The 14,078-nt window shown below is 65.7% G+C and carries 12 protein-coding genes; 7 read left to right on the top strand and 5 right to left on the bottom strand.

Annotation, left to right across the window (positions count from 1 at the left end):
- Positions 1-181 precede the first annotated feature (181 nt).
- The 5 genes from KW836_RS06165 (at position 182) to KW836_RS06145 (ending at position 6,508) form a co-directional block, all read left to right on the top strand.
- On the top strand, positions 182-1,471 hold the full coding sequence (locus tag KW836_RS06165; protein ID WP_255595138.1) for an FAD-binding oxidoreductase: 1,290 nt from the start codon (positions 182-184) through the stop codon (positions 1,469-1,471).
- A gap of 46 nt (positions 1,472-1,517) precedes the next feature.
- Complete coding sequence (locus tag KW836_RS06160; RefSeq protein WP_218342709.1) at positions 1,518-2,540, top strand: dipeptidase; 1,023 nt, start codon at positions 1,518-1,520, stop codon at positions 2,538-2,540.
- A 17-nt stretch (positions 2,541-2,557) separates the two neighbouring features.
- Positions 2,558-3,562, top strand: coding sequence for a tripartite tricarboxylate transporter substrate binding protein (locus KW836_RS06155; protein ID WP_218342708.1), 1,005 nt, complete (start codon positions 2,558-2,560; stop codon positions 3,560-3,562).
- Between the two features lie 119 nt (positions 3,563-3,681).
- Entirely contained in the window at positions 3,682-4,692 is a 1,011-nt protein-coding gene (locus tag KW836_RS06150) for a tripartite tricarboxylate transporter substrate binding protein (protein ID WP_218342707.1), read from the top strand.
- A gap of 52 nt (positions 4,693-4,744) precedes the next feature.
- Entirely contained in the window at positions 4,745-6,508 is a 1,764-nt protein-coding gene (locus KW836_RS06145) for a gamma-glutamyltransferase family protein (protein WP_218342706.1), read from the top strand.
- Between the two features lie 117 nt (positions 6,509-6,625).
- Here KW836_RS06145 and KW836_RS06140 read toward each other — a convergent pair whose 3' ends face one another.
- The 5 genes from KW836_RS06140 to KW836_RS06120 form a co-directional block, all read right to left on the bottom strand.
- The gene (locus KW836_RS06140) at positions 6,626-7,642 is read right to left on the bottom strand and encodes a tripartite tricarboxylate transporter substrate binding protein (protein ID WP_218342705.1); all 1,017 of its coding nucleotides are present in this window, start codon (positions 7,640-7,642) and stop codon (positions 6,626-6,628) included.
- Positions 7,643-7,793: 151 nt separating this feature from the next.
- Positions 7,794-8,534: an amino acid ABC transporter ATP-binding protein gene (locus KW836_RS06135; RefSeq protein WP_056559723.1), complete on the bottom strand. Its 741-nt coding sequence runs from the start codon at positions 8,532-8,534 to the stop codon at positions 7,794-7,796.
- 61 nt (positions 8,535-8,595) lie between these two features.
- A complete protein-coding gene (locus KW836_RS06130) occupies positions 8,596-9,696 on the bottom strand; it encodes an amino acid ABC transporter permease (RefSeq protein WP_175139553.1) in 1,101 nt (366 codons plus the stop codon).
- 1 nt (position 9,697) lies between these two features.
- Complete coding sequence (locus tag KW836_RS06125; RefSeq protein ID WP_218342704.1) at positions 9,698-10,888, bottom strand: amino acid ABC transporter permease; 1,191 nt, start codon at positions 10,886-10,888, stop codon at positions 9,698-9,700.
- A 168-nt stretch (positions 10,889-11,056) separates the two neighbouring features.
- A complete protein-coding gene (locus tag KW836_RS06120; protein WP_105240917.1) occupies positions 11,057-12,073 on the bottom strand; it encodes an amino acid ABC transporter substrate-binding protein in 1,017 nt (338 codons plus the stop codon).
- A 293-nt stretch (positions 12,074-12,366) separates the two neighbouring features.
- On the opposite strand from KW836_RS06120, the gene KW836_RS06115 reads away from it, so the two are divergent.
- The gene (locus KW836_RS06115) at positions 12,367-13,140 is read left to right on the top strand and encodes a cell division ATP-binding protein FtsE (RefSeq protein WP_175139551.1); all 774 of its coding nucleotides are present in this window, start codon (positions 12,367-12,369) and stop codon (positions 13,138-13,140) included.
- Complete coding sequence (locus KW836_RS06110) at positions 13,137-14,045, top strand: ABC transporter permease (RefSeq protein ID WP_175122199.1); 909 nt, start codon at positions 13,137-13,139, stop codon at positions 14,043-14,045. Before KW836_RS06115 ends, KW836_RS06110 begins: the two co-directional genes overlap by 4 nt.
- Positions 14,046-14,078 lie beyond the last annotated feature (33 nt).

Genomic DNA, 14,078 nt, shown 5'->3' with positions numbered 1-14,078 from the left:
GGAAAGCCGGAAAGTCCGGCAGCCTAGGGAAACCCTTACGTTGTAGCCGGACCCGGCGAGCAGTATAAAAATACTCGCCGTTATCGTTATACGTAGATTGTTATCGAATAGCGATATTTAATCAATCCGGATCTTCATGCAACCGCATCCGCCTCAAACGCCGGCGCCCTCCGCCGCTCAAATGCCCGCTTCAGCTTCTGGCCCGTCCGACACGGCGCTGCCCGCCTCGGTCGACGTCGCCATCGTTGGTGGCGGCATCATCGGCATCAGCACCGCCTATTCCCTCGCGCGCGCCGGACTGCGGGTCGCCGTGTTCGAGAAAGGCACGCTGGCCTGCGAACAGTCGTCGCGCAATTGGGGCTGGGTGCGCACGCTGGGCCGCGATCTGCCGGAAGTGCCGCTGGCGCAGCGCGCCAACCGGCTATGGGCAGAGATCCAGGAAAAGGTGGACGTGGGTTTCCGCCGCAGCGGCATCTTCTACCTGCAGGAAAACGACACGGACGCGGCCGGCCATCAGGCGTGGCTGGACGGGGCGCGCGCGCATGGCGTGGATGCGCGCCTGCTGGATCGCCGCACAGTGCAGGACATGCTGCCGCCGACGGGACGCGCCTGGACGGGCGCCATGTACAGCCCGACGGACGGGGTCGCCGAACCGCAGCTGGCGACGCGCGGTATCGCCTCGCTGGCGCGCGCCGCGGGCGCACACATTCTTGAGCACTGCGCCGTGCGCGGCGTGGAGCGCAGCGCGGGCCGCGTCAGTGCCCTGATCACGGAGCACGGCCGCGTTGCCACGCAGGCGGTGCTGGTGGCGGCCGGCGCCTGGTCGCGGCTCTTTTGCGGCAATCTGGGTGCCGACTTCCCGCAGTTGAAGGTGCGGGGGTCCGTGCTGCGCACGACGCCGCTCGACGCGGGACCGCAGGCGGCGATCAACGGCAAGGACTTCACCTGCCGCAAACGCGCCGACGGCGGCTATTCGGTGTCGCAGTTCGGCGCGTCGATGGCGGACGTAGTGCCCGACACCTTCCGCCTCATGCCGCATTTCTTCAGCGCGTGGCGGGCCAACAGCAGCTTCGTGCGCCTGCGCTTCGGCAAGCGATTTTTTGAAGAGCTGAAGATTCCGAACCATTTTCCGGCCGACCGCGAATCGCCTTTCGAGCGGCATCGCGTGCTGGATCCATCGCCGTCCAGTCGCGGCGTGGCGCAAGCCTGGCGCCGGCTGGTGCATGCCTTTCCCGCATTCCGCGAAGCACGCATTGCGCAGTCCTGGGCCGGCTACATCGATGTCACGCCCGACGCGATGCCTGTCATGGACGCGGTGCCCGGCCTGCCCGGGCTCTACCTTGCTTCCGGTTTCTCGGGCCACGGTTTCGGCATCGGCCCGGCGGCGGGCGAGTTGATGGCGCAGTTGATCCAGGGCCACACGCCCGCCATCGACCTGCACCCGTTCCGCTACGGCCGCTACGGGACCTGACGGGCACGCATTGAAATCATGCATACAACAAAAGGGGAGTTCTTCCATGGATAGTCACATCGCCGACCTGCATCGCCGCGCCACCGTCGTCGACGGCCTTGTCTTCTTCAGCGACGGCAGCACCCGCGACATGCTGGCCGGCGGCGTCAGCGCCATCAACGTCACCGTCAGCGACATGGGCGCGGACTTCGAGCAGGCGCTGCGCGACTGCATGGCCTGGCGCCAACGCTGCGCTGCGCCGGACTCGTCCTGGCTGCTGGTGGAAACAGCCGACGACATTGCGCGCGCCAAGCAGACCGGCAAGCTGGGGCTCATCATGGGCTGGCAGAATGGCAAACCCCTCGGCGACCAGATCGATCGCGTGGCGTTGTTCCATGAACTGGGCATGCGCGTCATCCAGCTGACCTACAACGAGGCCAATCTGCTGGGCGACGGTTGCCTGGAAAAGCGCAACGCCGGCCTGAGCGATCTGGGCGTGAAGATGGTTGCGGAGATGAACCGCGTGGGCATCGCCATCGATCTCAGCCATTGCGCGCCGCAGACCTGCCTGGACGCCGCCCGGCACAGCACCAGGCCCGTGCTGCTGACCCACGCCAACGCCAACGCCGTGATCACCCGGCCACGCAACAAGTCGGACGACGTCATCAAGGCGGTCGCCGCGACGGGCGGCGTGGTCGGATGCAGCATCCATGCCTACCTGAGCTGGCGCGGCGATCCCCGCCAGCAGCCGCTGCTGTCGGACTTCGTCGCGAACGTGAAGTACATCGGCGAACTGGTCGGCTATGAACACGTGGGCATCGGCACGGATTTTCCGTCGGTCGACACCTACGAGGCCGTGCGCCATGTGATGGTGATGTCGCGCACCAAGTATGCGAAGTCGGGCGGCGACTTTTCTGATGCCTTTGGCGATGTGATGGAAGCGCGCTACCCCGTCGAAACGCCGACGCCGGCGCAGTTTCCCGCATTTACCCACGCGCTGCACGAGGCCGGACTGACGGACAGCCAGATCGCCGGCGTACTCGGCGGCAACTTCCAACGCGCGTTCGCGCAGGCCTGGGCCACTGCCTGATTCGAATGGAGAACATCATGATCCCGCGACTGCTCCGCACCCTGACCGCCGCGCTGGCTTGCGCGGCCCGCGCGCCGCGCGCCCTCGCGCTTGCAGGCGCTGTTCTGGCAGCGCCCCTGGCCACGGCCGCGCCCTTCCCCGCGCAGCCGATTCACATCATCGTGCCCTATCAGGCGGGCGGGTCCACCGACACCGTGATCCGCAAATTCGCCGAGCTGGCCGCGCCCGAACTGGGCCAGGCCATCGTCATCGAAAACCGCGGCGGGGCCGGCGCAACCATGGGCGCACGCGCCATCAAGACCGCGCGTCCCGATGGGTACACGCTAGCCGTCCTGCCCAGCCCGGTCTATCGCATGCCGCACATCCAGGACATGGGCTACGACCCGACACGCGATTTCACCTACGTCATGATGCTCAGCGGCTACACGCTGGGCGTGGCGGTGCCCGCGGGCTCGCCGCACAAGACGTGGGCAGATTTCATCCGCTATGCGAAACAGCATCCGAATGAGGTCACCTACGGCACGGCCAGCGTCGGCAGCGCGTCCAACGTGATGATGGAAGACATCGCCGCACGCAACGGCGTGACCTGGCGCCACATCCCGTACAAGGGCGAATCCGAAGTGCTGACGGCGGTGATGGGCGGACAGGTGACGGCATACGCCGGCTCGACGACCGTGCAGCCGCAGGTGCAATCGGGAAAGATGCGCATGCTGGTGACCTGGGGCGAACATCGCAGCACCCAGTATCCGGACACGCCCACGCTGCACGAACTTGACGGCACGCCGCCCGCCAACGCGCCGTTCGGCATTGCCGGTCCCAAGGACATGCCGCCCGCCGTTGTCGCCAAGCTGCATGCCGTCTTCAAGCAGGTGGCCGAATCCGAGGCCTTCAAGCAGATCCTGACGCAATACGGCCAGGAACTGGTCTACATGGACGGCAAGGACTACGCCGCCTATGCCGCGCAGCAGTACGCGCTGGAAGCGGAGATCGTGCGCAAACTGGGGCTGGCCGCGAACAAGTAGGCCGGCCCGATCCGGCTGCGCCGCCGCAGCCGGGCCTCACGCATCAAGGCGGCGCGGGATCCGACAACGGCCGGGATCTGCAAGGGCACCGGCCAGCAAGAAGCATCCAGGAGTCATCCATGATCATTCGAGCACTCGCCACACGTCCCGCGCGCCGCCGCGCCCTCGCTGCCTTGTGCGGCCTTGCAGGCCTGCTGGCCGCCGTACTGCCCTTTGCGGCGTCGGCCGAGGTGTGGCCCGCCAAGCCGATACGCATAATCGTCGGCTACCCGCCGGGCGGCGGCACGGACACGGTGGCGCGCATGCTGGCGCAGCAACTCAGTCAGGAGATCAAGCAACCCGTCGTGGTCGAGAACCGCGCGGGGGCCAGCGGCACCATCGCTACCCAGCAGGTCGTGCGGGCCGAGCCTGACGGCTACACCGTGCTGTTCGCCACGGCGTCGCCGCTGACCGGGGCCCCGCTTACGGTCAAGGACCTGCAATACGATCCGATGAACGACCTGATCCCGGTCACTCTGGTCGGCGGCGGCCCCTTCATCCTGGTCGCGAACCCGGCCTTTCCGCCCAACACGCTGCCTGAACTGGTGGAGTACGCGCGCAGCCGTCCCGGCGAGATCAACTACGCGTCGCCGGGCATCATGACCGCCAATTTCTTCTTCTCCGAGCAACTGAACATGGATGCCGGGATCAAGACCACGCATGTCCCCTACCGCGGCAGCGCCGCGCTGCTGAACGACGTCATCGCCGGCCAGGTGCAATACACGCTGGACACGCCGGGCACCACGCTGACCTTCATCCGCAACGGCAAGCTGAAGGCGCTGGCGATCTTCAGCGAAAAGCGCCTGAACCGGGCGCCCGAGATTCCCACCGCCAAGGAAAGCGGCTATCCGAATCTGGTGGGCGGTTCCTGGTATGGACTGCTGGTGCCCAAGGGCACGCCGCCGGAGATCGTCGACGGCCTGTACAAGGCCACGAAGTCCGCGTTGTCCAGCGCGGAAGTGCGCAGCGCCATGGAAGGACGCGACGTGATCGTGCAAGGCACCTCGCCCGACGAATTCAGCCGCTTCCTGCACGCCGAGTTCAAGCGCTGGCAGGACGTGACGCAAAAGCTGGGCATCACCCCGCAATGACCGATTGAGCCCGCGCAGGCACGCGAGCCCCCTCTTCCGACCGGAGTCTTCGATGTCCCATTCCCCCTACGCCCCGGACCTGACCGCGGGAAGCGCCCCCACCTCCATGCGCCCCGCGCTCGCCGGGCTGAATCACATGATCTCGGCCGGCCACTATCTGGCCACGCAGGCCGGCATGGACATCCTGCAGGCCGGCGGCAACGCCGTCGACGCGGGCGTGGCGGCGGGCATCGCGCTGGGCGTGGTCCAGAGCGACATCGTCAACTTCGGCGGCGTCGCCCCCATCCTCGTCTATCAGGCCAAGACGCAAAAGGTGTGGAGCATTTCCGGGCTTGGCTACTGGCCACAGGCCGCGCGACTGGAGACGTTTATGGAGCTGCACGGCGGCACGATCCCGGCGGGCGTGCTGCGCACCGTCATCCCGGCGGCGCCCGACGCGTGGATCACCGCACTGGAACGATTCGGCACCATGCGTTTCGGCGAGGTCGCGGCCGGGGCCATCCGGCTGGCGCGCGACGGCTTCGTCATGTATCCGCTGATGGCCGAAGTGCTGGCTGAAAACCAGAAGAACTACGCGCGGTGGGCCTCCAGCGCGGCCATTTATCTGCCCGGCGGCAAGCCGCCCGAAGCGGGTTCGCTATTCCGCCAGGCCGATTTGGCGCGCAGCATCCAGTACATGGCGGACGAAGAGCGCACGCATTCCGGAAACAGCCGCCTGGCGGGCCTGGCCGCCGCGCGGCGCGCATTCTACGAGGGCGACATCGCTGCGGCGATCGTCAAGTATCACCGCGAGGAAGGCGGGCTGATCACCCACGAGGACTTGCGAGGCTTTGCCGTGGAGGTCGAGCCGGCGCTGTCCACCGACTTCAACGGCACGCAGGTGCACAGCTGCGGTTTCTGGTGCCAGGGCCCTTCGCTGCTGCAGATGCTGAACATCCTGGAGCCGTGTGACTTGCGCGCGCTGGGCCACAACTCCGCCCCCTATGTGCATCTGCTGACCGAAGCCATCAAACTGGCCTTCGCCGACCGCGAGGTGCATTACGCCGATCCGCGCCATGCGCGGGTGCCGCAAGCGGCGCTGCTGTCAAAGGATTATGCGCGCGCGCGGCTCGCCATGATCGCCCTGGATCGGGCGGGCCCCGACATGCCGCCTGCGGGCCGGCTTCCCCACGCGCGGGACGTCGACCTGCGCGAGGCCGGGCCCGATGACATGGCGCGCACGGATCCGCGCCTGGATACGTCTTATGTGGCGGTCGTCGACAAGGACGGCAACGCGTTTTCGGCCACGCCCAGCGATGGCTCCTACAACGTGCCCGTCATTCCCGGCACCGGCATCTGCGCGTCGGGACGCGGCAGCCAATCCTGGGCCGAGGCTGGCCATCCCTGCGCCATCGGACCGGGCCGCAGGCCGCGGCTCACGCCCAACCCCTCGCTGGCCATCCGGCCCGGCCAGTACGTCATGCCTTTCGGCACGCCGGGCGGCGACGTGCAGTGCCAGGCCATGCTGCAGACGTTCCTGAACATGGAGGTGTTCGGCATGGACGTGCAGCAGGCGGTCGAGGCGCCGCGCTTTGCCAGCTTCAGCTTCCCGTCGTCGTTCGAGCCGCACAACGCCATGCCGGGCCGGCTGATGATCGAAGACCTGATCCCAGGCAGCGCGGGCGACGCGCTCGCAGAAATGGGCCATACCGTGAAATGGTGGAACGGCCATAGCTGGCGGGCCGGCGCCGTCTGCATGGTCCGGCACGATCTGGATAGCGGCGTGCGCTGGGGCGGCGCGGACCCGCGCCGGCCGGCCTACGCGATGGGCTGGTAGGCATGCGCGGCGGCCGGCATCAACAGAAAGCGAAACGCCCGCCAGGAAAGCATCCCGGCGGGCGTTGAAAGTGCATCGCAACAGGCATCCGATTAAAGACGCCCGTTGCCAGCGCCATCAATTCAGGCTGGCGCCCGAGATCTTCACGATCTCCTGATACTTCGCCATCTCGGCCTTCACGAACGCGGCAAACGCCTCAGGCGTCATCGAGCCCGCCTCGGAACCCATCGTCAGCAGACGCTGCTTCACATCGGGCTGCGCCATCGCGTCGGCATACGCCTTGTTCAGCTTGGCCACCACTGGCGCCGGCGTGCCGCCCGTCGTGAACACGCCAAACCACGTGCCCAGGTCAAAGCCCTTCACGCCCGATTCTTCAACCGTCGGCACGTCAGCCAGCAACGACGAACGCTGCGCCGTCGTCACGGCCAGCGCCTTGACCTTGCCGTCCTTGATCAGCGGCGCCGACGCCGCCAGGTTGTCGAACATGAAATCCGACTGGCCGGACAGCAGCGCCAGTTGCGCCGGCGCCGCGCCCTGATACGGGATGTGCTCGACGTTGATGCCCGCGCGCGCCTTCAGCAGCTCGCCCGACAGATGGCCCGCGCTGCCGTTGCCGCCCGAACCGTAGTTCAGCTTGCCCGGGTTCTTCTTTGCGTAATCGATCAGGTCCGCCAGCTTCTCGATCTTGTTCTTTTCGGCGAACTCCACATTCATCACCAGCACGTTCGGCACCGCCGCCACGATCGTCACCGGCGCGAAATCCTTGACCGGGTCGTAGGGCAGGTTGGCGAACAGCCACGGATTGATCGCGTGCGTGGCCACCGCGCCCATCACCAGCGTGTAGCCGTCAGGCTGCGCTTTCGCCACCAGGTCCGCGCCGATGTTGCCGCCCGCACCCGAACGGTTTTCCACGATCACCGGCTGACCCAGCGAGCCGCGCACCTTCTCGGCCAGCATGCGCGCCATCGTGTCCAGCGGGCCACCGGGCGGGTAAGGCACGACGAAGCGGATCGGCTTCGTCGGGAAATCGGCGGCCTGAGCCAACGCCGGGGCGCTGAAAGGCAGGATCGCGGCCAGCGCCACGGCGCCTTGCAACAGGGCGCGGCGCACGGCGCTGCGGGGGGTATTCGACATGGTGTGTTCTCCTCACTCCGGATCAATGGCGGTCAGTAGCATACCCCACCGGCGTGACGGAGGTAACAAAGGGCTACCGGCAAGAACGCCCGGAATTCCCGGGATTGGCAGCCCGCACCAATGAAAAACCGCCCGAAGGCGGTTTGGCGGATCAGTGCAGGATCTGGCTCAGGAAGAGCTTGGTCCGTTCGTTCTGCGGGTTGTCGAAGAACTCGTCCGGGTTGTTCTGTTCGATGATCTCGCCGCGGTCCATGAAGATCACGCGGTTGGCGACCTTGCGCGCGAAACCCATTTCGTGGGTCACGCAGATCATCGTCATGCCGCTTTCCTGGGCCAGGCTGACCATCACGTCCAGCACTTCCTTCACCATTTCCGGATCCAGCGCCGACGTCGGCTCATCGAACAGCATGATCTTGGGGTTCATGCACAGCGACCGCGCGATCGCCACACGCTGCTGCTGGCCGCCCGACAACTGGCCCGGAAACTTCTTGGCCTGTTCCGGAATGCGCACCCGCTCCAGATACTTCATTGCGGTGGCCTCGGCTTCCGCACGCGGCTTCTTCAGCACCCACATGGGTCCCAGCGTCAGGTTTTCCAGCACCGTCAGGTGCGGGAAAAGGTTGAAGTGCTGGAACACCATGCCCACGTCCTTGCGGATCGTCTCGATGTGCTTCAGGTCATTGGTGAGCTCCGTGCCGTCCACGATGATGTGGCCCTTCTGGTGCTCTTCAAGGCGGTTGATGCAGCGGATCATCGTGGACTTGCCCGAACCCGAAGGTCCGCACACCACGATGCGCTCGCCTGGCGCGACGTCCAGGTTGATGTTGCGCAACACGTGGAACTGGCCGTACCACTTGTTCACGTCCTGCAAACGAATAATGGCATCCGACATGCCTGTACTCCCGTAAGTATCGCTTTGCGCGCCCGCCTTGCAGCGGACGCGCGGCAAATTGCTAGCGTGCGTGACCCGTGGCCAGGCGTTTTTCCAGCGCCTGGCTGTATTTGGACATGGAGAAGCAGAAGACGAAGTAGATCAGCGAAATGAACAGGTACGCCTCCACCCCGAATCCGCGCCATGCCGCGTCGGACAAGGCTGCCTTGGCCGCCAGCGTCAGGTCGAAGATACCGATGATCACCACCAGCGACGTGTCCTTGAACAGCGCAATGAAAATGCTGACCAGCGGCGGAATCACGATCTTGAGCGCCTGCGGCAGGATGATCTTGCGCATCTGCTGCCAGTAGTTCAGGCCCAGCGAATCCGCGCCTTCGTACTGCCCCTTCGGGATGGCCTGCAGGCCGCCGCGCACCGTTTCCGCGATGTAGGCCGCCGCGAACATGATGATGGCGATCTGCGCGCGCAGGAGCTTGTCGATCGAAAAGCCTTCCGGCAGAAACAGTGGCAGCATCACCGACGACATGAACAGCAGGCTGATGAGCGGCACGCCGCGGATCAGCTCGATGTACACGACGCACAGCGCCTTGATGGCCGGCATCTTCGAGCGCCGGCCCAGGGCCAGCAGCACGCCGATCGGGAACGCGAAGGCGATGCCGAACGTGGACAGGATGAGCGTCAGCGGCAGGCCGCCCCAACGCGCGTTTTCCACGTAGGTCAGGCCAAACACGCCGCCCCACATCAGCAGCGCCACGGCCGTCAGGCCCACGGTCCAGATGACGGCCAGCTTCCAGTTCCAGAAGCGGCGGATGCCGCTGCAGACGATCACCGCCACCAGGATGATGGTGGCGATCAACGGCCGCCATTGCTCATCGTAGGGATAGGTGCCGAACAGGATCAGCCGGTGTTTTTCAATGATGAACGCCCAGCAGGCGCCGCCGGCTGCGCGGCACTCCTGGGCATTGGCCGCGTCGAAGCTGGCCTTGATGAAGGCCCATTCGACCAGCGCCGGGATGGACATCAACAGGAACCACGCCAGCAGCACCGTGATGAGGATGTTCAGCGGCGACGAGAAGAGGCGCGTGCGGAGCCACGCCCACGGTCCCGTTTGATTGCTGGGCGGCGGCAGGGCTTCGCTGGGGGTATGCGTAGTGCTGCTCATATCAACGCTCCACCAGCGCGATGCGCTTGTTGTACCAGTTCATGAAGATCGAGATCGACAGGCTGACCGTGAGGTACGCGCCCATGATGATGAGAATGCCCTCGATGGCCTGGCCCGTCTGGTTCAACGTCGTATTCACCACCGACACGATGTCGGGGTAGCCGATGGCGACTGCCAGCGAGCTGTTCTTGGTCAGGTTCAGGTACTGGCTGGTCATCGGGGGGATGATCACGCGCAGCGCCTGCGGCAGGATCACCAGGCGCAGCACCTTGGCGCGCGGCAGGCCCAGCGAGCCGGCGGCTTCCCATTGGCCGTTGCTGACCGCCTGGATGCCCGAGCGCACCACCTCGGCGATGAACGCCGACGTGTAGATCACCAGACCAGCCAGCAGCGCGGCAAATTCCGGCGACAGCGTGAGACCGCCCGAGAAATTGAAGCCCTTGAGCTCCGGCATGTTCAGCGTCAGCGACGCGCCGCTGACCAGCCAGCCGATGAACGGCAGGCCGATCAAGAGACCGATGGCCCAGCGGCCCAGCGGGAACATGTGGCCGGTGGCCTCGTGGCGCTTCTTGCCGTAATGGCCCAGGATGATGATCGCGACGATCGCCAGTCCCAGTCCGCCGAGCATCCAGTCGAACGAGTTGCCTTCCAGCGCCGGGACCTTGAGGCCACGGTTGGAAATGAACACGCCCGGCAGCGGATTGTGCGCCTGGCGCGGACCCGGCATGTTCTCGGTGATCAGCGCATACCAGAAGAACAGCTGCAGCAGCAGCGGCACGTTGCGCATCACCTCGACATACACAGAGGTGATCTTGGCGACGAGCCAGTTCTTGGACAGGCGGCCGATGCCGATGAGCGTGCCGAGGATGGTCGCCAGCACGATGCCGAGGACGGCGACGCGCAGCGTGTTGAGCAGGCCGACCACGATGGCGCGGCCGTAAGTGTCTGAGGGGGAATAGGCGACAGCGGTTTCGCCGATGGCGAATCCGGCCTCGCGGTTCAGGAAGCCGAAGCCCGTGGCAATGTTGCGCACGGACAGGTTGTGGAGCGTGTTTGAAACCAGGAACCACACGGCCCAGGCTACCGCGGTCAGCGCAATTACCTGGTAGACCACGGAGCGTACGCCGGGATCGTTCCAGTTCAGACGCCGAGGGGGTGCCGAAATCGGGGCGTTTTTGTTGGGAGTCATCATGATGAATCTACAGAAGTCGGACACCGGGTGGCATGCCGGAAAAGCCGCGCCACCCACTTCTGCCGCCCGCCCGAAGGCGGGTTAGGGCCTGTCCAGAATACACGTCCTGTGCAGACAGGCCCTAGGCATGACGGAGAGCCGTACTCCGCCATGCCAGGCAGCCGCGCGTTAGCGCACCGGCCAGCCGTACATCAAGCCACCTTGCTTGTACGAAGCGTTCAAGCCGCGCTCCAGCTTCATCGCGCTGTTCTTGCCCAGCGTGGATTCGAAGCTTTCACCGTAGTTGCCCACGCTCTTGATGATGTTGTAGGCCCACTTGTCGTCCACGCCCAGGTTCTTGCCCATGCCCGGGGTCACGCCCAGGATGCGCTGGATGTTGGGGTTGGGGCTCTTGGTCATTTCATCGACGTTGGCCTTGGTGATGCCGTATTCCTCGGCCTCCAGCATCGCGTTCAGCGACCAGCGCACGATGTTGAACCACTGCTCGTCGCCCTGGCGGACCATGGGGCCCAGCGGCTCCTTGGAGAAGTCTTCCGGCAGGATGACGAACTTGTCCGGGTTCTCGAGCGTGGTGCGGGTCGAGGCGAGCTGCGACTTGTCGGTCGTGAAGGCGTCGCAACGGCCGGCCGAGAAGGCGCGGATGATTTCGTCGTACTTGTCGATCACGACCGGCTTGAATTCGATCTTCTGGCTGCGGAACCAGTCAGCGAGGTTCAGTTCGGTGGTGGTGCCCGGCTGCACGCAGATGGTGGCGCCGTTCAGTTCCTTTGCGCTCTTGACGTTCAGGTCCTTGGAGACCATGACGCCCTGGCTGTCGTAATAGTTCACGCCCACGCCGATCAGGCCGAGCGTCGTGTCGCGCGTCAGCGTGACGGTGGTGTTGCGGGTCAGCACGTCGATTTCACCGGACTGCAGCGCGGTGAAGCGTTGCTGGGTGTTCAGCGGCGTGAACTTGACCTTGCTGGCATCGCCAAACATCGTCGCGGCGATGGCGCGGCACATGTCCACGTCGATGCCCTTGTATTCGCCCTTGCTGTCGGCGATGGAGAAACCCGGAATGCCCGTCGAAACCCCACACTGGACAAACCCTTTCTTTTTGACGTTATCGAAGGTTGCGCCAGCGTTGGCAGCCGAGGATGCAGCAAACAGGGCAGCGCCAATGGCAGCGAGTTTCAGTACTTTCATCGTGATCTCCGTGTGGGATGAAGCGGAATCCAAAGCTAGGGCCGGGTTGGACCCACGCATGGGGCGGATGGTAGCGTCCGCAAAGCACGCGGCGCATCCGGGAATTCCCTTGAAATATAGGGACACTGGATGAAATGAAACGCTGTTTTTGACGAAAAACAGGGACGCGCTTTCAGCTTTGCGCACGGATGTTTCAGCCGGTGGAATGACGCCGACCCGCGCGGTCCACGCCAAGAGATGTAGGCCACCTTACTGTCCCCGAGTTACTATGGCGGCTTCATCTGACAGCCGCCATGATCGAATTCCAGCACGTATTCAAATCATATGGTCGCGGCCGCAATATCCTGGCCGACATCAACTTCCGCGTGAGCGCGGGAGAATTCGTTTTCGTATCGGGGCCGTCCGGCGCCGGCAAGTCCACCCTGCTCAAGCTGATCGGCGGGCTTGAACCCGCCAGCCGCGGTTCGATCCAGGTAAACGGCCAGCGTCTGGACAAGCTGCCCGCGCGCGCCCGGCCCTATCTGCGCCGCGCGGTGGGCGTCATCCTGCAGGACACGCACCTGCTGTTCGACCGAAGCGCGTTCGAAAACGTGATGCTGCCGCTGGCCGTCCAGGGACACCCCTGGGATTCCGCCGCGTCGCGTGCCCGTGCCGCCCTGGACAAGGTGGGGCTGTCGGGCAAGGAAGACCTCAATCCCATCGAGCTCTCGGGCGGCGAACAACAGCGCCTGGCGATCGCCCGCGCCATCGTCAACCGGCCCGCGATCCTGATCGCGGACGAACCCACCGCCAACCTCGACCACGACAACGCGCAACGCATCATGAACGTGTTCCGCGACTTCAACCGCGTCGGCGTCACCACGCTGATCGCCTCGCACGACCAGGAACTCATGGCGCGCTACGCCACCCGCACGCTGCGGATCGAGCCGGGCAAGTTCGCCGACTCCCACGGCCCCGCGACGCCTCCGGACGGCGCGGCCACCCATGGCGCGCATGGCGCAACGGCGGCGCCCGTCCGTCCCGGCCGCACCGAGCCTGGCCTCGGCCATCCGGGAGAGTCTGCATGAACGCCTGGCTGCGGCAACACCGCTACGCGCTTCTCGTCACCCTGCGCCGGCTGATCAAGCAACCCTTCTCATCGCTCGCCAACCTGCTGGTCATGGCGTTGGCGCTGGCGCTGCCGCTGCTGGGCAGCGCGATCCTGGTCTCGGTGCAACCGGTGGCGCGGGAAATGTCCGTCACGCCGGAGGTCACCGTCTTCATGCGCGTGGACGCGCCTGCGGGCGCCGCGGCCGACGTCGCCAAGCGCATCCAAGCCGACTATCCGCAAGAGGTGCGCGCGGTGCGCGTCGTGGGCCGCGAAAGCGCCCTGGCGGACCTGCGCGCCAACCCCGCCTGGCAGGAAGCGCTGGCCGTGCTGCCGGGTAACCCGCTGCCCGACGCGGTCGTCGTCACGCTGGCCGACGGCGACAACCTGGCCGGACGCGCCGACACGCTGGCCTCGGCCTGGAAGCAATGGAACCACGTGGACCTGGTGCAACTGGACAGCGCGTGGGTCCAGCGGCTGGAAGCCATTCTGCGGTTTGCCCGGATCGGCCTGGGGTTCCTGGCCGCGTGCGTGGCGGTCGTGGTGCTGGCCACCGTGTTCAACACCGTACGCATGCAGGCGCTGTCGCAACGCGAGGAAATCGGCGTGGCGCGGCTGGTCGGCGCCACCGAATCGTTCGTGCGCCGGCCGTTCCTGTACCTAGGCGCGTTGTCCGGCGCGTTGGCTTCGCTGCTGGCGATTGGCGTGGCGTCCGTTGCGCTGTCTCCGCTGAACGAAGCCCTGCTGGGGCTGGCCCGCAGTTATGGGGCCGAATTTGCCCTGCACCTGCCCGGCGCCCCCGTCCTGATCGGTGCGGTGGTGGCGTCCGCCGCGCTCGGCGCGCTGTCCGCGCGCTGGTCGGTCACGCGCAGCACGCGGTTCTAGACCGGCAGATCTGCCGGACCGGCCTGGAAGGCC

Source organism: Achromobacter sp. ACM05 (assembly GCF_019218915.1).
GTDB classification, from domain to species: Bacteria; Pseudomonadota; Gammaproteobacteria; order Burkholderiales; family Burkholderiaceae_B; genus Achromobacter; species Achromobacter animicus.
The sequence above is the reverse complement of the archived record's forward strand: the minus strand, read 5'-3'. Positions and strand labels throughout refer to the sequence as shown.

Coding starts and splice junctions, on each gene's coding strand:
- KW836_RS06140 (WP_218342705.1), bottom strand. CDS start 7,642: ATGTCGAATACCCCCCGCAGCGCCGTGCGCCGCGCCCTGTTGCAAGGC.
- KW836_RS06145 (WP_218342706.1), top strand. CDS start 4,745: ATGTCCCATTCCCCCTACGCCCCGGACCTGACCGCGGGAAGCGCCCCC.
- KW836_RS06130 (WP_175139553.1), bottom strand. CDS start 9,696: ATGAGCAGCACTACGCATACCCCCAGCGAAGCCCTGCCGCCGCCCAGC.
- KW836_RS06155 (WP_218342708.1), top strand. CDS start 2,558: ATGATCCCGCGACTGCTCCGCACCCTGACCGCCGCGCTGGCTTGCGCG.
- KW836_RS06165 (WP_255595138.1), top strand. CDS start 182: ATGCCCGCTTCAGCTTCTGGCCCGTCCGACACGGCGCTGCCCGCCTCG.
- KW836_RS06115 (WP_175139551.1), top strand. CDS start 12,367: ATGATCGAATTCCAGCACGTATTCAAATCATATGGTCGCGGCCGCAAT.
- KW836_RS06150 (WP_218342707.1), top strand. CDS start 3,682: ATGATCATTCGAGCACTCGCCACACGTCCCGCGCGCCGCCGCGCCCTC.
- KW836_RS06135 (WP_056559723.1), bottom strand. CDS start 8,534: ATGTCGGATGCCATTATTCGTTTGCAGGACGTGAACAAGTGGTACGGC.
- KW836_RS06160 (WP_218342709.1), top strand. CDS start 1,518: ATGGATAGTCACATCGCCGACCTGCATCGCCGCGCCACCGTCGTCGAC.
- KW836_RS06125 (WP_218342704.1), bottom strand. CDS start 10,888: ATGATGACTCCCAACAAAAACGCCCCGATTTCGGCACCCCCTCGGCGT.
- KW836_RS06120 (WP_105240917.1), bottom strand. CDS start 12,073: ATGAAAGTACTGAAACTCGCTGCCATTGGCGCTGCCCTGTTTGCTGCA.
- KW836_RS06110 (WP_175122199.1), top strand. CDS start 13,137: ATGAACGCCTGGCTGCGGCAACACCGCTACGCGCTTCTCGTCACCCTG.